The organism is Pseudomonas sp. GL_091 (assembly GCF_057837725.1).
This window is the reverse complement of the sequence record NZ_CM174451.1, coordinates 6,584,909-6,606,066: the sequence shown is the minus strand read 5'-3', so window position 1 is coordinate 6,606,066 and position 21,158 is coordinate 6,584,909. Positions and strand designations below refer to the sequence as shown.

The window sequence follows — 21,158 nt, the reverse complement described above, 5'->3', positions numbered from 1 at the left end:
GCCGCATGCCAAAGCATAATTCAAAGGAAACGCCCATGAGTGCCAGCACCACTGCAACCCTGCGTCATGACTGGACTTTGGCCGAAGTCAAAGCACTCTTCGTTCAACCATTCAATGACCTGCTGTTCCAGGCGCAGACGGTGCACCGTGCGCATTTCGACGCCAACCGCGTCCAGGTGTCGACCCTGCTGTCGATCAAGACTGGCGCCTGCCCGGAAGATTGCAAATATTGTCCGCAGTCCGGTCACTACAACACCGGCCTGGAAAAAGAAAAGCTGATGGAAGTGCAGAAGGTCCTCGAAGAGGCCGCTCGCGCCAAGGCCATCGGTTCGACCCGCTTCTGCATGGGCGCGGCGTGGAAGCACCCGTCGGCCAAAGACATGCCGTATGTGCTGGAAATGGTCAAAGGCGTGAAAGCCATGGGCCTGGAAACCTGCATGACCCTCGGTCGTCTCGATCAGGACCAGACCGTTGCGCTGGCCGACGCTGGCCTCGATTACTACAACCACAACCTTGATACCTCGCCGGAGTTCTACGGCAGCATCATCACCACCCGCACCTACAGCGAGCGCCTGCAAACCCTGGCCTACGTCCGTGAGTCGGGGATGAAAATCTGCTCTGGTGGCATCCTCGGCATGGGCGAGTCCCTCGATGACCGCGCCAATCTGCTGATCCAACTGGCCAACCTGCCGGAGCATCCGGAGTCGGTGCCGATCAACATGCTAGTGAAAGTCGCCGGTACGCCGCTGGAAAATGCCGACGACATCGACCCGTTCGATTTCATCCGCATGCTCGCCGTCGCCCGCATCCTGATGCCGCAATCCCACGTACGCCTGTCCGCTGGCCGCGAAGCGATGAACGAGCAGATGCAGGCCCTGGCGTTCTTCGCCGGTGCCAACTCGATTTTCTACGGCGACAAACTGCTGACCACCGCCAACCCGCAGGCCGACAAGGACATGCAACTGTTCTCGCGTCTGGGCATCCTGCCGGAAGCCCGCGAAGAGCACGCCGACGAAGTGCATCAGGCAGCTATCGAGCAGGCGCTGGTGGAGCAGAAGAGCAGCGAGCAGTTCTATAACGCGGCGGTTTGAAGTCTGCATCGATTCTTTTGGTGCAACGCAAAACACTGTGGGAGCGGGCTTGCCCGCGATAGCAATCGGTCAGTCAACATATGTGTTGAATGTGACTAGTCATCGCGGGCAAGTCGAATCGTCGCACCGCCGCTCCCACAGGGATCGTGTTTACTTCGATTTTTATGATCTGACCCGAGGCCTGCATGTCTTTCGATCTCGCCGCACGCCTTGCTGCCCGTCGTGCCGAAAACCTCTACCGCCAGCGCCCGCTGCTCGAAAGCCCGCAGGGGCCGCAAGTGGTGGTCGATGGCCAGCCGTTGCTGGCGTTCTGTAACAACGACTACCTGGGCCTGGCCAATCATCCGCAAGTGATCGAAGCCTGGCGCGCTGGCGCGTCGAAATGGGGTGTGGGTGGTGGGGCATCACATCTGGTCATCGGCCATAGCTCCCCGCACCATGCCCTGGAAGAGGCGTTGGCCGACCTGACCGGTCGCCCGCGCGCGTTGCTGTTCACCACCGGCTACATGGCCAACCTCGGCGCGGTCACGGCGCTGGTGGGGCAGGGTGATACGGTGCTCGAAGACCGGCTCAATCATGCGTCGCTGCTCGACGCGGGGCTGTTGTCCGGCGCGCGGTTCAATCGTTATCTGCACAACGACGCGGTGAGCCTGGCCAAACGCCTGGAAAAAGCCACCGGCAATACACTGGTCGTCACCGACGGCGTGTTCAGCATGGACGGTGATATCGCCGACTTGCCTGCGCTGGCCCGAGAAGCCAAGGCCAAAGGCGCCTGGTTGATGGTCGACGATGCCCACGGTTTTGGACCGCTGGGTGCCAACGGTGGCGGCATCGTCGAACACTTCGGCTTGAGCCAGGATGACGTTCCGGTGCTGGTCGGCACCCTCGGCAAGGCGTTCGGTACGGCGGGTGCCTTTGTGGCTGGCAGCGAAGAGCTGATCGAAAGCCTGATCCAGTTCGCCCGTCCCTACATCTACACCACCAGCCAGCCACCTGCGCTGGCCTGCGCCACGTTGAAAAGCCTGGAACTGCTGCGCAGCGAACACTGGCGCCGCGAGCATTTGCAGACGCTGATCCGCCAGTTCCGCCACGGTGCCGAACAGATTGGCCTGGAACTCATGGACAGCTTCACGCCAATCCAGCCGATCATGGTCGGTGACGCGGGGCGCGCGGTGCGTCTTTCGCAGATGCTGCGCGAGCGCGGGTTGATGGTGACCGCGATTCGTCCGCCGACCGTACCCGCCGGCAGCGCCCGATTGCGGGTCACGCTAACGGCTGCCCACAGTGAGGCCCAGGTACAGCTATTGTTAAACGGACTGGCCGATTGTTTTCAGCAACTGAAGCCGGAGCCAAGCCATGCGTGATCGTCTGATTCTGCTGCCCGGCTGGGGCCTTGGCGTTTCACCGCTGGAGCCTCTGGCGGCGGCCTTGCGCGGCCTGGATGAGCACCTGCACGTCGAGATCGAACCGTTGCCGGAGCTGGAGTCGAGCGATCTTGAAGAGTGGCTCGATGAGCTTGATTCGACCTTGCCGCAAGACGCCTGGCTTGGCGGTTGGTCATTGGGCGGCATGCTCGCCTGCGAGTTGGCGGCCCGGCGTGGCGATCGCTGTTGTGGTGTGTTCACGCTGGCCAGCAACGCTTCTTTTGTCGCCCATGATCAATGGTCAAGCGCCATGCCCGGGGAAACCTTCGATGCGTTTCTGGCGGGATGTACAGCCGATCCGCGCGCGACCTTGAAACGCTTTTCACTGCTCTGCGCCCAGGGCGCCGAAGACCCACGCGGCTTGTCGCGGTTGTTGCTCGGTGGCGCACCGAACACCGCCGCGCCGGTGCTGCTCAGTGGTCTGCAAGTGCTCGCGCAACTCGATACACGACAGGCACTGCAATCGTTCCGCGGTCCGCAACTGCATCTGTTCGCCGGCCTCGACGGGCTGGTGCCGGTGGAAGCGGCGGGCGAGTTGTTGGCACTGCTGCCGGATGTCGAAATCGGTCTGATTGAACAGGCCAGCCACGCGTTTCTCCTGGAGGATCCCCACGGTGTGGCGGGGGCGATCCAGGCCTTTTTGCATGAGTCCGGCGATGACTGATCTATCCTTTCCCAACCTGCCCGGCGCCTTGCCTGACAAGCGCCAGGTAGCAGCCTCATTCTCCCGCGCGGCGGCAAGCTACGACAGCGTGGCCGAGTTGCAGCGAGACGTAGGCAGCCAATTGCTCGGGCGCTTGCCGCAGGACTTTGTACCGCAGCGCTGGCTGGATCTGGGCTGCGGCACCGGGCATTTCAGTCGTGCCTTGGGTGAGCAGTTTCCGGGCTGCCACGGTGTGGCGCTGGACATCGCCGAAGGCATGCTCAACCACGCCCGGCCATTGGGCGGTGCCGCGCACTTCGTGGCCGGCGATGCGGAGCGATTGCCACTGCAGGATTCGACCTGCGACCTGATCTTCTCCAGCCTGGCGGTGCAGTGGTGCGCGGACTTCGACTCGGTGCTCGGTGAAGCCTTTCGGGTGCTGAAACCGGGTGGCATTTTCGCGTTTGCTAGTCTGTGTGTAGGGACGTTGTTCGAATTGCGCGACAGCTGGCGGCAGGTCGACGGCATGGTGCACGTCAATCGCTTCCGGGCGTTTGGTGTTTATCAGCAGTTGTGTGCGGCCAGCGGCTTGAGGGTGCTCAGTCTGCAAAACCTCGCGCACGTGCTGCATTACCCGGATGTGCGCAGCCTGACCCATGAACTCAAGGCGTTGGGTGCGCACAATCTCAATCCCGGGCGGCCGGGTGGCTTGACCGGCCGGGCGCGGATTCTGGGTCTGATTGAGGCTTACGAGCAGTTTCGTCAGGCCCAGGGACTGCCGGCGACTTATCAAGTGGTGTACGCCGTTTTGGAGAAACCCTTATGAGCGCAGCCTATTTCATCGCCGGCACGGATACCGATGTCGGTAAAACCACGGTCGCTGCGGGGCTGCTGCATGCGGCGCGTTCGGCGGGTTTGAGCACGGCGGCGGGCAAGCCGGTCGCGTCCGGTTGTGATGTGACGCCCAAAGGCCTGCGCAACGCCGATGCACTGGCCTTGCTGGCGGAGTGTTCGCTGCCGCTGACCTATGCACAGGTCAATCCGGTGGCCTTCGAACCGGCCATTGCCCCGCATCTGGCGGCGCGAGAGGCGGGCGTGGCGCTGACGGTGCAGTCGTTGCTGGCGCCGATGCGGCAGATTTTGAGCATGCAGGCGGACTTTACCCTGATCGAAGGCGCCGGCGGCTGGCGCGTACCCTTGGCGGATCAGGACAATCTGTCGGACCTTGCTATCGCATTGAAGCTGCCGGTGATCCTGGTGGTCGGCGTGCGGCTGGGGTGTATCAGCCATGCCTTGTTGACCGCCGAAGCGATTGCCCGGGACGGTTTGCAACTGGCGGGATGGGTGGCCAATATCATCGATCCCAAGACCTCGCGGCTGGAAGAAAACCTGGCCACCCTTGCCGAGCGCATCCCGGCGCCGTGCCTGGGGCGTGTGCCTAAACTCAAGGCCGTTACGGCCGAGGCAGTGGCCGAGCACTTGCAACTGGACCTGTTGGACTGACGTTTTTGCAATGCGGGCTTTACCTATGATAAGGCACTGTGCCATTAGTGTTTTTGACGGGTGTTTTACCAGCCACTCTGCTTCAATGGCCGCTGTTGATCCTTTGAAAGGACGAGTTTTCCCATGGAAATCTCAGGAAGCACCGCTTTTTATGCCGGTCTGAGCACCCTTCAGGCAGGGCAGAACCGTGTCGATCAAGCCGCCGGGCAGATCGCCAATAACACCATCGAACGTTCGGTCACCAGCCAGTCCTCAGAGGCGCAGGTCGATCGTCTGCGATCGGTTGATCGCAGCCGGCAATCGGACTTGGCCAGCAGCGTGGTCGACATGGCCCAAGGCAAGATTCAGGCGGAACTGGGCGTGAAAGTCGCCAAGGCAGCCGACGAAGTGCTCGGGACGTTGATCGATACCTACGCTTGATTCTTTAAAGAATCCGCACCCTCCAACGCCGCGCCTGTTCGCGGCGTTTTTCTGCGTAAGTCTTTCTTGCTCAACTAATCTTTTCAGTGTGGCGGGCTGCTTCGAAAGCGCGGCTGCGCTGTCGTGTGCCTGTGTGTCCAAGCCTGCGATGACGAACGGCAAAAGATCGACGCTTGACAAGATTTCGGCGTAAACGTATGTTTCAAACAACTGTTTGATCGCAACAACAAATCAACGCGGTCGTTCATTCCCGGTTACATCAGCAGAGGTTTATCGCTATGCCTGACTACAAGGCCCCCTTGCGTGATATTCGCTTCGTTCGTGACGAACTGCTCGGCTACGAAGCGCACTATCAGAGCCTTCCGGCTTGTGCCGACGCAACTCCGGACATGGTTGACGCCATTCTCGAGGAAGGCGCCAAGTTTTGTGAGCAGGTACTGGCTCCGCTGAACCGCGTGGGCGACATCGAGGGTTGCACCTGGAGCGAGTCCGGCGTCAAGACCCCGACTGGCTTCAAGGAAGCCTACAAGCAATTCGTCGAAGGCGGCTGGCCGAGCCTGGCTCACGACGTAGAGCACGGCGGCCAAGGCCTGCCGGAGTCCCTGGGGCTGGCCATCAGCGAAATGGTTGGCGAGTCCAACTGGTCGTGGGGCATGTACCCAGGCCTGTCGCACGGTGCGATGAACACCATCTCCGAGCACGGCACCCCTGAGCAGCAAGAGGCTTACCTGACCAAGCTGGTTTCCGGCGAGTGGACCGGCACCATGTGCCTGACCGAGCCGCACTGCGGCACCGACCTTGGCATGCTGCGCACCAAGGCCGAGCCTCAGGCCGACGGTTCCTACAAGGTTTCTGGCACCAAGATCTTCATCTCGGCCGGTGAACACGACATGGCCGACAACATCGTCCACATCGTACTAGCCCGCCTGCCTGATGCACCGGCTGGCACCAAAGGCATCTCCCTGTTCATCGTGCCGAAGTTCATGCCGAACGCTGATGGTTCGGTTGGTGCGCGTAACGCCGTGTCCTGCGGTTCCCTGGAACACAAGATGGGCATCCACGGCAACGCCACCTGCGTGATGAACTTCGACGGCGCCACCGGTTTCCTGATCGGCCCGGCGAACAAAGGCCTGAACTGCATGTTCACCTTCATGAACACCGCACGCCTGGGTACCGCGCTGCAAGGCCTGGCCCACGCTGAAGTCGGTTTCCAGGGCGGCCTGAAATACGCTCGCGACCGTCTGCAGATGCGCTCGCTGACTGGCCCGAAAGCACCGGACAAAGCCGCTGACCCGATCATCGTGCACCCTGACGTACGCCGCATGCTGTTGACCATGAAGGCATTCGCCGAAGGCAACCGAGCGATGGTTTACTTCACCGCCAAGCAGGTCGACATCGTCAAGTACGGCGTGGACTCCGAGGCGAAGAAGAAAGCCGACGCACTGTTGGCGTTCATGACTCCAATCGCCAAGGCCTTCATGACCGAAGTCGGCTTCGAATCGGCCAACCACGGCGTGCAGATCTATGGCGGTCACGGCTTCATCGCCGAGTGGGGCATGGAGCAGAACGTTCGCGACAGCCGTATCTCGATGCTGTACGAAGGCACCACCGGTATCCAGGCACTCGACCTGCTGGGCCGTAAAGTGCTGATGACTCAAGGTGAGGCGCTCAAAGGCTTCACCAAGATCGTCCACAAGTTCTGCCAGACCAACGAAGGCAACGAAGCGGTTCAAGAGTTCGTCGCACCGCTGGCTGCACTGAACAAGGAATGGGGCGAGCTGACCATGAAGGTCGGTATGGCTGCCATGAAAGACCGCGAAGAAGTTGGCGCGGCCTCCGTGGACTACCTGATGTACTCCGGTTACGCCTGCCTGGCCTACTTCTGGGCTGACATGGCGCGCCTGGCTGCCGAGAAACTGGCTGCCGGCACTTCCGAAGAGGCGTTCTACACCGCCAAGCTGCAGACTGCGCGCTTCTACTTCCAGCGCATCCTGCCGCGTACCCGCACTCACGTCGTAACCATGCTGTCGGGCGCCAACAACCTGATGGACATGAAAGAAGAGAACTTCGACCTGGGCTACTAAGCCTTAACACAGTCCTTCAAAAAAGCCGCCGCTTCCTCCGGGAGCGGCGGTTTTTTTTTGCGCGGTGGTCAGGCCATGCTCACCATGGCGTCGGGTCCAGAGGGCCGACGCCAGTCGGGGTGCCCACGCCTTCTCCGTTACGTATGAACGGCAGGTGCCAGAAGTCGTTCGGGACGACGGGATCGCCAGGCTTGACGCCTTCCGGAAAGATGAACTCGAACACCGGCGCCACATACTGTCCGGCAATCAGTCCATTGGCGACGGTCAGCCTGCCCGCGTTCTGGATGCAACTGTCCACGCCGGGCTGGGACAAGCTTAGCTGTGGAACGCAAAGTGACCGCGCAACGACGCGCAAGGTACGTGTCGGCTGGCTAAGCAGCCCGGTGGGCGCTTTGGTCGCGCGTAATCTGGCGCGTTGTGGCTGAGGACCGGTGTTCTGTGTGGTAATACCACCCGAGGCTCCCAGGCAACTGGCCGCAAGGCCCAGCGCAGGGTTGCATTCACCCGTCATCTCATAGGGTGTAATCCAGCGATTGGTTTGCACGCCTGTCGATGGATTGACATCGATCAGATAGATGTCGACCGGGGTCTGGATGTCGGTGGTCGAGGCTTCAAGGAAAATCCGGTCCTGCGTCTCCTGGGCTACTCCGCTGATAGCCGTTGCGGCCGGGTCGGCCGTACCGATGCCAAATTCCCCGATAGCCAGGTAGCTGGGCTGCGAACCAGGCTGAGTGTAGATCCCGACATTCGCCTCGATCGTGTGTGCAGAGATGAAGTCCGGGAGGCCCGTTGTTGCTGACTTGAACAGAGTACCGGACCAGCTGATGAAGTCGCCGACTTCGAAGGGTGCCTGTTGTGTCGGGTCGGGGTCCGTCGCCGTGCGTGTAGCATCGCTGAATCTCTTCATGACGTACTGGCTGCAATAGACCTGCCCCACCGCTGGACCCGAGAGCTCTCCACTGGCCGGAGGCGTGACGCCGGCCTGGCTGAAGTTGCGGCAGTTGTTGGTCGTGGTCGGGGTGACCACTTGTGGCCGGTTTTTCTGTGGGCAGAGTGCATCGTCCCCGGAAATCGTGCGCGGCACGCACATCGGGTAGCCGGTGGCGGCATGGATGGTCGGGTTGGCATCATCGACGGAGAAGCGTGGGTCGGGGCTTTGGGCACGGCCAAAACGTCCATTCGGATCGTTGATCTGAATGATCGTGGGTTGCGTCGGGTTCCCGCTGTCAACTTCGAGGTTGCCGTTGGTGTAGTCGATCCGGGTGATGACGCCGCTGCCCGCATTGACTGATTGCTGGGAGACAAAGATCAGCCCGGCAATTTGCTTGTTGGAGACAGTATTACCTACCACATGGATCTCGAACGAGGGGTAGGCTGCCGGTGATTTTCCGAGCGCCAGGGTTCCACCCCTGACGAAGTCGGCCCAGGTCAGGGTGTTGGCCGGCATCTGCATAACGGTGTTGCAAGGGACAACAATCGTGACGCCGTTCAACTGGACGGTCCCCCCAAAGCGGCCCGGCTCGCTGGTATTGGGGCAATTCGCATTGGTGGTGTCCAGGGTCATGTTTTGGATAAAACCGGTAACGTCAAACCCATGAATCGCAGTCGGGTTTGTAAAAATCGGATCGGGCAGTGTGGGTGTCGTGAACGGTGAGGGCAAACCCGGGGGCTTGGCAGTCCCGCCGCCACCTCCACCTCCACCGCCGCCGCCGCCAGCTCCGTTTTTGGCAAATGCATCTCCAGCACCACCAATGGCCAGTGCGACAGCGACGACACTGGCGAGCAGAGCATGGCGACTGAAGATGCGGTTGAATCGTTTGTGAGGCAGCAGCGGTATGGCGAGCGTTTTTTCGAACAAAGATAAGCTCATGGCTCACTCCAGAATCTTGCAGGACCAATTGCCGGCCGATCGAGATCGCGGATCTGCTGATGCGCTGAATCCTGCGCAAGAAAAACGCAAAGCCGTGAGTGTCGAATTGGGGCTCGATCCGGCGGGATAAGTGCCTGTGTACTGTCGTCACTTGCCGTTCGGATGCTTTCACCTGCGTTGCGTTGGCCGGTTACGGACGCAAACGCGAGAGACATTTCCTTGAGCCTGAGGGGCACATAGCAGTAGTCGTGCCTGATTGGTTCAGTCGCCTTGTTAGCCAGCAAAAATGCGGGCTGCGCTGATGTTGGTGATATACATATAGTTATATGTTATGTGGTTAACACCGAAGTGGGTGGGGATATATGCCCAAGTTTGGAGTGTTGTTAAAAGTTCTAGTAGGTGCGTCTCCATTAGTAGTAGTTGAGAAGTGTTGTCTATTAAATACTACTAAGGTCGTAGGTGTGCAACAGGGATGTTGAAGAGGGTGGCGAGAAAATATTCTTGTGTGGGAGGTATAAATAAAAAAGGCAATAGCTGGCGCAGTGCAACTTGCGCACGAATGGATTTTATAGGTTTGATGGATGTTTCTATTGGCTGGCGATGCGGTTTTACAGGTGTTTTTTAAAGTGCCGCTTACACTGGGGTGTTTGGATGAGCAAATACTCTGCCAGCTTCAAGAAACGCAGTCTGGTGGCGTGACGCCCTTTAAATGCTGGCGTTTAGAGGTCGTTGGTGATCACCTGATGCGGGCTGTTTGGGGAATGGCACCCAATAATGGGGTGAAGATCAACCAGAACTGAGGAATAGTGCACGGCTTCTGTTATTTGTAGTGTTTCTTGATTTGGCTTAAATAAAAAATATTGAAATTTTCATGTTGAAATGTTTTGTTGCGGCTAGAGTTTCATCAAGCACTACCCAGTGGTGCGAAATATCATTCTTTAAAAAGGCCTGGGCCACGAGAGTGCTTTGCCAGTTAGGTCTCGCATTGCCCATGCAACTTCAAGTTGATGTGGTTACTCAAGCGAGCAGCAAGATTCATGGCGATGAGCTCATCTCGCAACAGGGCAACCGCGGAGCCTGACTACTCCGTGCTGATTCGGGAACGTCGTCATGTTTAAGTATTTGAGCATCTTTCGAACCACCTGCTTGCCCCGTGCAATGGTGATGACGCTCTTCGCCATTGGCCTGCCCGTCATGAGCGTTTGGGCCGCAGACCCGGTCGTTCTGGCCGTGCCGGACGTGCCCAGTCTGCAGTCACTGCGCGGCATGACGCCTCCCGACCCTTCAGGAACCGAAGGCGGGCGCAAGGTCGACCTGATGACCGACTACGTGCTCAATCGCTCGGCGGCAGTGCTCCTGGGCAAGGCACTGTTCTGGGATATGGAGATCGGCAGTGACGGCTCCACCGCTTGCGCGTCCTGCCACTTCCACGCGGGTGTCGATCATCGCACCACCAACCAGATCAACCCGGGCCAGGCGAATACCAATGCGAACGTCTCGTCGATCTTCAACAAGCCGTTTACCGCGTCGGATATTCCGGGCGACGTGCCGAGCTACACCACCAGGTCCGGTGGCAAGGGCGGTCCGAACTACCTGCTGAAGAAAAGCGACTTCCCGACCCACGTGCTGGCCGATCCGCTGGATCGCAACTCGGCGATTGTCTATTCAAGCGATGATGTGATCGGCTCCCAAGGCGTGTTCGACGCCAACTTCGTCAAGCCCAATCAGTCGCGGTTCGACAAGTGCATTCAGCAACCAGACGGTATCTTCCAGGTGGGCGGTATCAATGTTCGCCGTAGTACCGGGCGTAACGCACCGACGGTGATCAACGCTGCGTTCAACGTGCGCAACTTCTGGGATGGCCGGGCCAACAACGTATTCAACGGTTTCTCACCGTTCGGCAATCGCGACCCTGACGCCGGGATTTTCGTGACCAGCGATCGCAGTGGCGTGGCGACCAAAGTCAGGCTGGCGCTCAAGGATGCTTCCGCCGCCTCGCAAGCGGTAGGGCCGCCCGGCAGCCCGGTGGAAATGTCCTGCGGCGGGCGTACCTTCGCCGACATCGGCCGGCGCATGCTCGACACCTTGATGCTCAAACAGCAACGGATATCGTCAACCGACTCAGTACTCGGGCCGGTGTCCGGCGGCCGTCGGCCGACTTACCGTGAATTGATCAAGAACGCGTTCCAGCCGCGTCTGTGGAATGCCACGCAGCAGGTCTTGTTGGGCGGCGCCCCCTACACCCAGATGGAGGCGAACTTCCCGCTGTTCTTCGGGCTGGCGATTCAGATGTATGAGTCCACGCTGATCTCGGACCAGGCGCCGCTGGATGCCTATTTGCAGGGCGATCATGCGGCCATGAACGACCAGCAGGTCCAGGGCATGAATCTGTTCCTGGGCAAGGGCAAGTGCGTCAGTTGCCACGGCGGCGCGGAATTGACCAATGCCGGCAGCCGCTTGCTGTTCCAACCTCGGGAACGGATCGAACGCATGGTCATGGCCGACAACCTGATCACGCTGTATGACAACGGCTTCTACAACACCGGGGTGCGTCCAACGTCGGAGGACCTGGCACTCGGTGGCTCGGATGCGTGGGGCAATCCATTGTCTTTCACCCGTGAGTACAACACCGTACTCCAGGGCGGCCAGATCCCTGACCCGCTGGAAGTCGATGTGTGCACCTTCGAAGCGCCTTTGAGCCCGGCCATTCCTTGTGATGCGACGCTCAAGCCCAATGTCGGTTTCCGCGATGCGGTCGATGGCGCCTTCAAGACACCGACCTTGCGCAATATCGCGTTGACCGGGCCGTATTTCCACAACGGCAGTCGCGCAACGCTGCAACAGGTGATGGAGTTCTACAACCGCGGCGGCGACCGGCGTGGTGAAGATGCCAGCAACACCAGCGGCTTCGAGCATCCGGCGGTCAATCAGCACAACGGCTCCAATCTTGATCCGGACATCACCCGTCTGAACCTGGCCCCGGATGAAGTGGATGCGCTGGTCAAGTTCATGGAAGTCGGGCTGACCGACCCTCGGGTCGCCTGGGAACGGGCGCCATTTGATCATCCGTCGCTGGTGCTGGTACAGGGCGAAAAGGGTGATGAAAACTCGGTCGGGCAAAAACCGGCCAGTCCGAAGATCACTACCCGGCAGGCGAAGGACGCCGAAATCCAGCTCAACCCGGTCGGTGCCGAAGGACGCACGGCGCTGGAAGGGCCGCTGCAACCGTTCAACAACGATCTGTAACCGTATTTGCCCTTGCGTCACTGGCGGCTGATGGACGCCAGTGACGTCTTTTTACAAATACCTCAGTATTTCACTCAGCAAATCGGGGTTTCTGCCGTTAAAGGGGGTGGGCACAATGCCATCTATTGAACTGACGGGTCGGAGCTTTACCCTTGCCGCGCTCATCTGCTGTACGTTTCAGTCATTTCCTGCCGTCATTAGTGCTGTTACTGGCGGGGCTTGCGGCTGCTTACATCAAGGATCTGAACGTCTTCTTCACGTCGCTGTTCAACGTGTTGCCCACCCTGGTGCTGTTGCTCGGTGGCGCCTATTGCGCGGTTTACCGACGCCAGCGTGAACTGTTTCTGATGGTCACGGTGTACATCGCCTACTTCCTGCTCGACACCCAGACTGACTATTACCGCGACAACGGCAAGGTGCGTGACGATGCCGCCGTGGTCTTTCATTTGTGTTGCCTGCTGCTGCCGCTGCTGTTTGGCGTGTTCGCGGCGTGGCAGGAACGCACCCATCTGTTCCAGGACATGGTGGCGCGTTTCGCGGTATTGCTGGCGGTCGGCTGCGTGGCGCTGGGGCTTGAGCAAAGTTATCCACATGCGCTGCTGATCTGGCTGTCGGAGATTCGCTGGCCTGCCTTGCATGGCGCCTGGATGAGCCTGATCCAGTTGTCCTATCCGGTGTTCATGGCAGCGTTCCTGCTGTTGGCCTGGCAATACTGGCGCAACCCGCGACCGCTGCATGCCGCGCAATTGGTGGGGCTGCTCGGGTTGTTCTGGATGTTGCCGAAAACCTTCATCCTGCCATTCACGCTGAACATCATGTGCAGCCAGGTGATGCTGATGATCGCCGCCGCCGTTGCCCACGAAGCCTATCAAATGGCCTTCCGCGACGAACTGACCGGACTGCCGGGCCGTCGTGCGCTGAATGAACGCATGCAACGGTTGGGGCGCAACTACGTGTTGGCCATGAGCGACGTCGACCACTTCAAGAAATTCAACGACACCCACGGCCACGACGTCGGTGACCAGGTGCTACGGCTGGTGGCCAGCAAGCTGTCGAAAATCGGCGGTGGCGGTAAGGCGTATCGCTATGGCGGCGAGGAATTTGCCTTGGTGTTTGCAGGCAAGACCCTCGAAGAGTGCATGCCGCACCTGGAAGTCATCCGCGAGTCCATCGCCACTTACAACATTCAACTGCGCAATCAGGAAAATCGCCCGCAGGACGATAATCAGGGGCGCCAGCGGCGTGCCGGTTCCGGTGCGTCGAGTGTGTCGGTGACGGTCAGTATCGGCGTTGCCGAACGCATCGATCAACGCACCCCCGAAGAGGTGCTCAAGTCCGCTGACCAGGCGCTCTACAGCGCCAAGGGCGCCGGGCGCAACTGCGTGATGGCGTTCGGGCAGAACCGCCGTGGCGCCGTGCGCATGGACGCCGCTACGGTTGAGTGATGATGGCGCATTCAGCGAGTGCAAAGTGATTGTGAGGCGTGGTCGGCAGCAGTAGGTTGGAGAAATCTGCCGACGGAGAATGACCATGCCCGAGTACAAAGCTCCCTTGCGCGACATGCGCTTTCTGATCGACCATGTCTTCGACTTTCACAGCAACTACGCCGCGCTGGGGGCCTCCGATGCCAGCCCGGACATGGTCGATGCGATCCTCGAAGAAGGGGCGAAGTTCTGTGAAAACGTGCTGTCGCCGCTCAACCGCAGCGGCGATGAAGAAGGCTGTCACTTCGACAATGGCGTGGTCACCACGCCGGCAGGCTTCAAGCAGGCCTTCGCCCAATATGTCGAGGGCGGCTGGCATGGCCTGGCGGCGGATCCGCTTTACGGCGGTCAAGGGTTGCCGATCTCTCTGGGCCTGGTGATCAGCGAGATGGTGGGTTCCAGCAACACCTCATGGGGCATGTACCCCGGCCTGACCCACGGTGCGATGTCGGCGATCCACGCCCATGGCACCGAGGCGCAAAAGCAGACTTATTTGAAGAAGCTCACCGCTGGCCAATGGACCGGCACCATGTGCCTGACCGAAGCCCATTGCGGCACTGACCTGGGCATCATCAAGACCCGCGCCGTACCTGCGGCCGATGGCAGCTACGCGATCTCCGGCAGCAAGATTTTCATCTCCGCCGGCGAGCACGACATGAGCGCCAACATCATTCACCTGGTGCTGGCCAAATTGCCGGACGCACCGGCCGGGACCAAGGGCATTTCGCTGTTCATCGTGCCCAAGTTCCTGCCCGATGCGACGGGCGAAGCGGGCGAGCGCAACGGCGTGTCCTGCGGCTCGATCGAACACAAAATGGGCATCAAGGCCTCGGCCACCTGCGTGCTGAACTTCGACGAGGCCAAGGGCTTCTTGATCGGCGAGCCGAACAAGGGCCTCAACTGCATGTTCACCATGATGAACCACGCGCGGCTGGGCACTGGCATGCAAGGGCTGTGTCTAGGGGAGGCGAGCTTCCAGGGCGCGATCAAATACGCCAACGACCGTTTGCAGATGCGCTCGCTGACCGGCCCGAAAGCGCCGGAAAAAGCCGCCGACCCGATCATCGTGCACCCTGATGTGCGACGGATGTTGCTGACCATGAAAGCCTTCAACGAAGGCAACCGCGCGCTGACCTACTTCACCGCGCAACTACTGGACGTGGCGCACCTGAGCCCGGATGAAACGGCGCGTCAGGATGCCGAAGACTTGCTGGCGTTCCTCACGCCGATCTGCAAAGCCTTCATGACCGACACCGGGCTGGAGGTGACCAACCATGGCATGCAGGTGTTTGGCGGCCACGGGTTCATTCGCGAATGGGGAATGGAGCAACTGGTACGCGACTGCCGGATCGCGCCGATCTATGAGGGCACCAACGGCATTCAGGCGCTGGACCTGCTCGGGCGCAAGGTACTCGGCAGTCAGGGCAAGCTGTTGCGCAGGTTCACCAAAATCGTCCACAAGTTCTGCTTGGCGAACGCCGAGCATCCACAACTGGCCGGGTATGTGGCGCAGCTCAATCAACTGAACCAGCAGTGGGGTGAATTGACCACCAAGGTCGGCATGGCGGCGATGAAAAACCCTGACGAAGTCGGTGCCGCGTCGGTGGATTACCTGATGTACAGCGGTTACATCATCCTCGGCTACCTGTGGTTGCGCATGGCGCTGGTGGCTCAGGCGCAGCTCGATGCTGGCAGCGGTGATGGCGACTTCTGCCGGGGCAAACTGGCGACCAACGAGTTTTACTTCAAGCGCTTGCTACCGCGCACTGCGGCTCATCGGGCGGCCATAGAGGCGGGTAGCGATTGCCTGATGCAACTGCCGGCGGAGTTGTTTGCGCTTTAGTCATATAAATCCGTTACAAAGAAGCTCGCCTTGCGCGGGCTTTTTTGTCGGTGACTAAAAATAACAAAACGGTCATGAGTTGACCCTATGTGTCGCAAAAGTTGTTGGGTTACACTCCGACCCAACGAAAACACTCTTCCTGTGAATCACCTGTATAGATCTTGCGAGGTTTGCCATGGCTGACTACAAAGCGCCCCTGCGCGATATGCGCTTCGTCCTCAATGAAGTTTTCGAGGTCGCCAAACTCTGGGCCGAACTGCCTGCACTGGCTGAAACCGTGGATGCAGAAACGGTCGAAGCCATCCTGGAAGAAGCCGGCAAAGTCACCAGCAAAAGCATCGCACCGCTGAGCCGTGCCGCTGACGAAGAAGGTTGCCATTGGGCGGACGGTGCCGTCACCACGCCGGCAGGTTTCCCACAGGCCTATCAGACCTACGCTGAAGGCGGTTGGGTCGGTGTCGGTGGCGATCCGTCCTACGGCGGCATGGGCATGCCCAAAGCCGTTTCGGCCCAGGTCGAAGAAATGGTCAACTCCGCCAGCCTGTCGTTCGGCCTGTATCCGATGCTGACCGCCGGCGCTTGCCTGTCGATCAACGCCCACGCCAGCGAAGAGCTGAAAGCCGCGTACTTGCCGAACATGTACGCCGGCATCTGGGCCGGTTCCATGTGCCTGACCGAGCCACACGCTGGTACTGACCTTGGGATCATCCGTACCAAGGCCGAGCCTCAGGCCGACGGCTCCTACAAGGTCAGCGGCACCAAGATCTTCATCACCGGTGGCGAACACGACCTGACCGAAAACATCATCCATCTGGTGCTGGCCAAGCTGCCGGATGCACCGGCGGGGCCAAAAGGCATTTCGCTGTTCCTGGTACCCAAGTTCATGGTCAATGCCGATGGCAGCCTGGGCGCGCGCAACCCGGCGAATTGCGGTTCGATCGAGCACAAGATGGGCATCCAGGCGTCCGCGACCTGCGTGATGAACTTCGATGAAGCCGTGGGTTACCTGGTCGGCGAGCCAAACAAAGGTCTGGCTGCGATGTTCACCATGATGAACTACGAGCGACTGGGTGTCGGTATCCAAGGCCTGGCCACTGGCGAGCGTTCGTACCAGAACGCCGTGGAATACGCCCGCGACCGTCTGCAAAGCCGTTCGCCGACCGGCGCGCAGAACAAGGACAAAGTGGCTGACCCGATCATCGTCCACCCGGACGTGCGTCGCATGCTGCTGACCATGAAAGCCTCGAACGAAGGTGGCCGTGCGTTCTCCACCTACGTGGCGATGCAACTGGACACCGCCAAGTTCAGCGAAGATGCAACCACCCGCAAGCGTGCGGAAGACCTGGTGGCGTTGCTGACCCCGGTGGCCAAGGCGTTCCTGACCGACCTCGGCCTGGAAACCACCGTACACGGCCAGCAAGTCTTTGGCGGCCACGGTTACATCCGTGAGTGGGGCCAGGAGCAACTGGTGCGCGACGTGCGCATCACCCAGATCTACGAAGGCACCAACGGCATTCAGGCACTGGACCTGGTCGGGCGCAAGATCGTGGGTAGCGGCGGGGCGTTCTACAACCTGTTCGCCGACGAGATTCGTCACTTCACGGCGACCGCCAGCACGGACCTCGCCGAGTTCACCAAGCCACTGAACGACGCAGTGACCACCCTCGATGAACTGACCGCGTGGTTGCTTGACCGAGCGAAGAGCAATCCGAACGAAATTGGTGCGGCGTCGGTCGAGTATCTACAGGTGTTCGGCTACGTGGCGTACGCCTACATGTGGGCCCTGATGGCCAAGGCTGCTTTCGGCAAGGAAGCGCAAGACGATTTCTACGCCAGCAAACTGGGCACGGCGCGGTTCTATTTTGCCCGCCTGCTGCCGCGCATTCACTCGTTGAGCGCGTCGGTGAAGGCCGGTAGCGAATCGTTGTTCCTGCTGGATGCAGGACAATTCTGATGAAGTAACGTTATGTAAGCATTCTCTTACATAACGTGCTGCTGTTCTCCCATAGATGCAAATTGGATCCACAGCTAATCTACTTCACATGGACGTAGCGCAGGAAGCGCAAAGCAACAACAGGGACACGTAGGATTCTGCCAGGATGGTGGAGTGAAATGGATGTCAGGGAAACAGTCTGCAAAGCCCCGCTTCGGCGGGGTTTTCTTTTGCCTGAAGAAAAGTTTTCAGCTTGTCCCATCCAGAGCCTGCGCGCTGTTCAAGCGCCCATCCGGGCCGTTTATCACCTCTTCCAGCAATGTCCGCAGCAAGGCCAGCGAGGCCTGCTGCCGTTGCACATCCCGACACACCAAACCGACTTTCAGCGGCACTCGTGGTTCGCTCAGGGGTTTCCACAGCAGTTCGTGGTTGCCATGGGTCTTTTGCGAGCGTCCGGGCAGCACCGTCGCCAGGCGCGTGTGCGGCAGACTGTCGAGGATGCCGGCCATGTTGTTCAATTCGGCTTGCACCTGCGGGCGACGTCCCAGGTTTGTCAGCTGTGCCTGCCAGATCTGCCTTATCTGAAATTCCTCGCCCAGCAGCAACATCGGCAGTTCGGCGGCCTGACTCATGGACACTTTCTTGAATTCACGCAGCGGATGCTCTGCCGGGATGACCAGGGTCAATTCATCTTCGTACAGCATCACGCCATGCAAGCCAGGCTGGCGGGGCGGCAGATAGCCGATGCCGATATCCAGAGAACCGTTGAGCAGTCGCCGCTCGATTTCCAGGCCGGTCAGTTCATAGATCTGCACCACCAGATGCGGCTGCGCCTTGCGCACCCGTTCAAGCATCTGTGGAACGAGGCTGGTATGCACGGTCTGCAATACACCGATGGCCAGGGTGCGTAGCGCCTGACCCTTGAAGTTGCCGAGCGCTTCCCGTGCCCGTTGCAGGCCATCGAGCAAAGGCAGGGCGTGGTTGTACAGCGTGTGGGCCGCGAGGGTCGGCAACAGGCGTTTGCTGCTGCGCTCGAACAGGCTCACCTCGAGGTTTTGTTCGAGATGGCGGATTTGCTGGGACAGCGCCGGCTGGGAGATGGACAGGCGTTCGGCGGCCCGGCCCACGTGGCCTTCTTCATAGACCGCGACGAAATAACGCAGTTGCTTGAAATCCATAAGTGTTACTTATCGAAAATGCTGGGAAATCGAAATGGCTGAATGCCTCGCCTGAGCCTAGTCTAACCGCATTCACAGGGCTTACAGGGCCACAGAGCGCGATGAATACCCTTTGCTTCGATGGTATTTACATAGGTAAGGCAAAAAACCTCATCAGAGGTTTTTTCAGATGAATCTGTTCAGTCTGCGCCGTAGTCCTCCCAGTCTTGATGATCTGGTCATGGACGCCTCCCTGCCATCCCGAGGCGATAACCTTTCCAGCGAGTACTTGATGCCCAGTGTCGAGCGGCCGAAACAGGTGTTTGTGCGTGGCCAGGGTTCATGGTTGTGGGACAGTGATGACCGTGCGTACCTGGATTTTTCCCAGGGCGGCGGGGCCAACAGCCTCGGTCACAGCCCTTCGGTACTGGTCAATGCAATCACTGCCCAGGCTCAGTCGCTGATCAATCCGGGCTTCGGTTTGCAAAACCGCGGCATGCTCAGCCTCGCCGAGCATCTGTGTGCCAGCACCGGCAGTGATCAGGCCTACCTGCTCAATACCGGCAGCGAAGCCTGCGAGGCGGCGATCAAACTGGCGCGCAAATGGGGTCAACAGCATCGCGGCGGTGCATCGCGAATCATTGTGGCCAACAACGGATGCCATGGCCGCAGCCTGGCGACGATTTCGGCGTCGGACAGTTCGACATTGATCAACCGATTCGAGCCGCAATTGCCAGGCTTCAGTCGTGTCCCGTTCAATGACCTGCCAGCGTTGCATGCGGCCGTGGATGAACGGACCGTAGCGATCATGCTCGAGCCGATCCAGAGCGAAGCCGGCGTGATCCCGGCCACCGCGCACTACCTCAAGGGCGTCGAGCGCTTGTGCCGTAAACTCGGCATTTTGTTGATCCTTGACGAAGTGCAAACCGGCATCGGCCGTTGTGGCACCTTGCTCGCGGAACAGTCCAGCGGCGTCACGGCGGATATCGTCGTGCTTGGCAAAGGCTTGGGCGGCGGCGTGCCATTGGCCGCGCTGCTGGCGCGGGGCAAGGCTTGCTGTTTCGACATTGGCGAGGTGACCGGCACTCATCACGGTAATGCGTTGATGACCGCGGCGGGGCTCTCGGTACTCGATACCGTGCAGGACAAGGCCTTCCTCAAACACGTTGCAGAAGCAGGTCAGCACCTGTGTGAAGGCTTGGGGCGTCTGGCCCATCGTTACGATCACGGCGAGTTGCGCGGACAAGGGCTGCTTTGGGGGCTGACGCTGTCGGACGACTCCGCTGACGCGGTGGTCAAGGCCGCGCTGTACGAAGGCCTGCTGCTCAATGCCCCGCAACCCGACTGCCTGCGCTTTACCCCTGCGCTTAATGTCAGCAACGCCAACATCGATGAAATGCTCCTGCGCCTGGCGCGCGCCTTCTCCCGAGTACGCACCGCGCAATTGCAGTGCCTCAAAGGGATTGCCGTCTGATCAGACGCGCCCTGCACACATTCCAGAACCGTCTCGCGGTAATACGCACGCCCCACGCCCGACATTTTTGGCGTGGGGCGTTTTTTTGTGGCCGGGTTTTTCCACAGGCAATCTCGGCTTGAGCGGTTGGCACATCAATGGCTTTCTAGCGTGAATCGGCAGGGACTGCCGGTGCCAGCGAAACGGTATTGCTGTCGCGTTGGTTTTGATTTCTATACCACTGGGTGGTATGTTTTATGGAAGGGATGCCGATGTCACCAAGGTTGTTCAAGACAAAGCGCTTCGCAATGCAGGCTGCCAAGGCCTGGATCGGTGATGACGAGCTCTGGGAGGCATTCACCGAAATGCTCAATGGCCAAGCTGACAATTTGGGCGGCGGAGTCTGGAAGAAGCGTTTGAATGCCAACCGCCATCGCTCGATTATCCTGGCCAGAGGCGGTGTTCATTGGGTCTATCAGTTCCTGTACGCAAAGAAAGATCAGAGCAATATCAGTCCCAGGCATTTGCTCGACTTGCGAGAGTTGGCCAAGACATATGGTGGACTGACCGAAATGGAAATTCAGCGCTTGCTGGATGCAAAGGAGTTTGTGGAGATACCAAATGAGTAAAAAATTCAAAAGTGAGCTATCGGAATCGATCCACGAATCGGCGAGTGCCTTGTACGCCATAGGTGCAATCAGCAAGGCGACCATGCGTGAATTCGATGAGTCTTGCCTTGCAAGGGTGCCGGATGCGATTCCCGCACAAGAGATCAAGGCACTGCGCGAGCGCAACAATGTCAGCCAACCGGTGTTTGCGCGCTACCTGAACACCAGCGCTTCCACGGTGAAGCAATGGGAAGCAGGGAATAAGCACCCCAGTGGCATGGCGTTGAAGTTGCTGAGTATCGTGCGCAAACACGGTCTGGAGATACTGGCCTGAGGAATCGGGCTGAACCCTGACAAACGGCACAGGTCGATTAGCTGTAGGGCTCGAACGAGTTCACC

At 59.6% G+C, this 21,158-nt stretch carries 17 protein-coding genes; 15 read left to right on the top strand and 2 right to left on the bottom strand.

Annotated elements, in window-relative coordinates; genetic code table 11:
• The first annotated feature begins 35 nt into the window (after window positions 1-35).
• From bioB to AC3ITY_RS30125, 7 genes are all read left to right on the top strand, one after another.
• Entirely contained in the window at window positions 36-1,091 is a 1,056-nt protein-coding gene (bioB, locus tag AC3ITY_RS30155; RefSeq protein ID WP_489306520.1) for a biotin synthase BioB, read from the top strand.
• Window positions 1,092-1,276: 185 nt separating this feature from the next.
• Window positions 1,277-2,455 (top strand): 8-amino-7-oxononanoate synthase, encoded by a 1,179-nt coding sequence (gene bioF / locus AC3ITY_RS30150; protein WP_223445573.1) that lies wholly within the window; start codon window positions 1,277-1,279, stop codon window positions 2,453-2,455.
• A complete protein-coding gene (locus AC3ITY_RS30145; protein WP_489306518.1) occupies window positions 2,448-3,179 on the top strand; it encodes an alpha/beta fold hydrolase in 732 nt (243 codons plus the stop codon). Before bioF ends, AC3ITY_RS30145 begins: the two co-directional genes overlap by 8 nt.
• Window positions 3,172-3,984, top strand: coding sequence for a malonyl-ACP O-methyltransferase BioC (gene bioC, locus AC3ITY_RS30140; protein ID WP_489306517.1), 813 nt, complete (start codon window positions 3,172-3,174; stop codon window positions 3,982-3,984). The genes AC3ITY_RS30145 and bioC overlap by 8 nt, the downstream gene beginning before the upstream one ends.
• Window positions 3,981-4,661, top strand: a complete 681-nt coding sequence (gene bioD / locus AC3ITY_RS30135) for a dethiobiotin synthase (protein ID WP_489306515.1) — start codon at window positions 3,981-3,983, stop codon at window positions 4,659-4,661. The genes bioC and bioD overlap by 4 nt, the downstream gene beginning before the upstream one ends.
• A gap of 123 nt (window positions 4,662-4,784) precedes the next feature.
• Window positions 4,785-5,081 carry a pyrroloquinoline quinone biosynthesis protein PqqE gene (locus AC3ITY_RS30130; protein WP_489306514.1) on the top strand — a complete coding sequence of 99 codons (297 nt, stop codon included), beginning with the start codon at window positions 4,785-4,787 and terminating at the stop codon, window positions 5,079-5,081.
• Between the two features lie 278 nt (window positions 5,082-5,359).
• On the top strand, window positions 5,360-7,165 hold the full coding sequence (locus AC3ITY_RS30125; RefSeq protein WP_489306513.1) for a phenylacyl-CoA dehydrogenase: 1,806 nt from the start codon (window positions 5,360-5,362) through the stop codon (window positions 7,163-7,165).
• Window positions 7,166-7,244: 79 nt separating this feature from the next.
• Here the strand turns inward: AC3ITY_RS30125 and AC3ITY_RS30120 are convergent, their stop codons facing one another.
• A complete protein-coding gene (locus tag AC3ITY_RS30120) occupies window positions 7,245-9,035 on the bottom strand; it encodes a hypothetical protein (protein WP_489306512.1) in 1,791 nt (596 codons plus the stop codon).
• Between the two features lie 581 nt (window positions 9,036-9,616).
• On the opposite strand from AC3ITY_RS30120, the gene AC3ITY_RS30115 reads away from it, so the two are divergent.
• From AC3ITY_RS30115 to AC3ITY_RS30095, 5 genes are all read left to right on the top strand, one after another.
• Window positions 9,617-9,835 (top strand): hypothetical protein, encoded by a 219-nt coding sequence (locus AC3ITY_RS30115; protein ID WP_489306511.1) that lies wholly within the window; start codon window positions 9,617-9,619, stop codon window positions 9,833-9,835.
• A gap of 310 nt (window positions 9,836-10,145) precedes the next feature.
• A complete protein-coding gene (locus tag AC3ITY_RS30110; RefSeq protein WP_489306510.1) occupies window positions 10,146-12,281 on the top strand; it encodes a cytochrome-c peroxidase in 2,136 nt (711 codons plus the stop codon).
• A 152-nt stretch (window positions 12,282-12,433) separates the two neighbouring features.
• The gene (locus AC3ITY_RS30105; protein WP_489306508.1) at window positions 12,434-13,726 is read left to right on the top strand and encodes a GGDEF domain-containing protein; all 1,293 of its coding nucleotides are present in this window, start codon (window positions 12,434-12,436) and stop codon (window positions 13,724-13,726) included.
• 85 nt (window positions 13,727-13,811) lie between these two features.
• A complete protein-coding gene (locus tag AC3ITY_RS30100) occupies window positions 13,812-15,608 on the top strand; it encodes an acyl-CoA dehydrogenase C-terminal domain-containing protein (protein WP_489306507.1) in 1,797 nt (598 codons plus the stop codon).
• A gap of 175 nt (window positions 15,609-15,783) precedes the next feature.
• Window positions 15,784-17,562 (top strand): acyl-CoA dehydrogenase C-terminal domain-containing protein, encoded by a 1,779-nt coding sequence (locus AC3ITY_RS30095; protein ID WP_150725176.1) that lies wholly within the window; start codon window positions 15,784-15,786, stop codon window positions 17,560-17,562.
• Between the two features lie 227 nt (window positions 17,563-17,789).
• On the opposite strand, the gene AC3ITY_RS30090 is transcribed toward AC3ITY_RS30095, so the two are convergent.
• Window positions 17,790-18,719, bottom strand: coding sequence for a LysR family transcriptional regulator (locus tag AC3ITY_RS30090; RefSeq protein ID WP_489306506.1), 930 nt, complete (start codon window positions 18,717-18,719; stop codon window positions 17,790-17,792).
• Window positions 18,720-18,888: 169 nt separating this feature from the next.
• On the opposite strand from AC3ITY_RS30090, the gene AC3ITY_RS30085 reads away from it, so the two are divergent.
• The 3 genes from AC3ITY_RS30085 to AC3ITY_RS30075 all read left to right on the top strand — a co-directional run bounded on the left by AC3ITY_RS30085 (window position 18,889) and on the right by AC3ITY_RS30075 (window position 21,093).
• Entirely contained in the window at window positions 18,889-20,172 is a 1,284-nt protein-coding gene (locus tag AC3ITY_RS30085; protein WP_489306505.1) for an aspartate aminotransferase family protein, read from the top strand.
• 251 nt (window positions 20,173-20,423) lie between these two features.
• Window positions 20,424-20,780: a type II toxin-antitoxin system RelE/ParE family toxin gene (locus tag AC3ITY_RS30080; protein WP_489311038.1), complete on the top strand. Its 357-nt coding sequence runs from the start codon at window positions 20,424-20,426 to the stop codon at window positions 20,778-20,780.
• On the top strand, window positions 20,773-21,093 hold the full coding sequence (locus AC3ITY_RS30075) for a helix-turn-helix domain-containing protein (RefSeq protein ID WP_489306503.1): 321 nt from the start codon (window positions 20,773-20,775) through the stop codon (window positions 21,091-21,093). The genes AC3ITY_RS30080 and AC3ITY_RS30075 overlap by 8 nt, the downstream gene beginning before the upstream one ends.
• The last annotated feature ends 65 nt before the right edge of the window (window positions 21,094-21,158 follow it).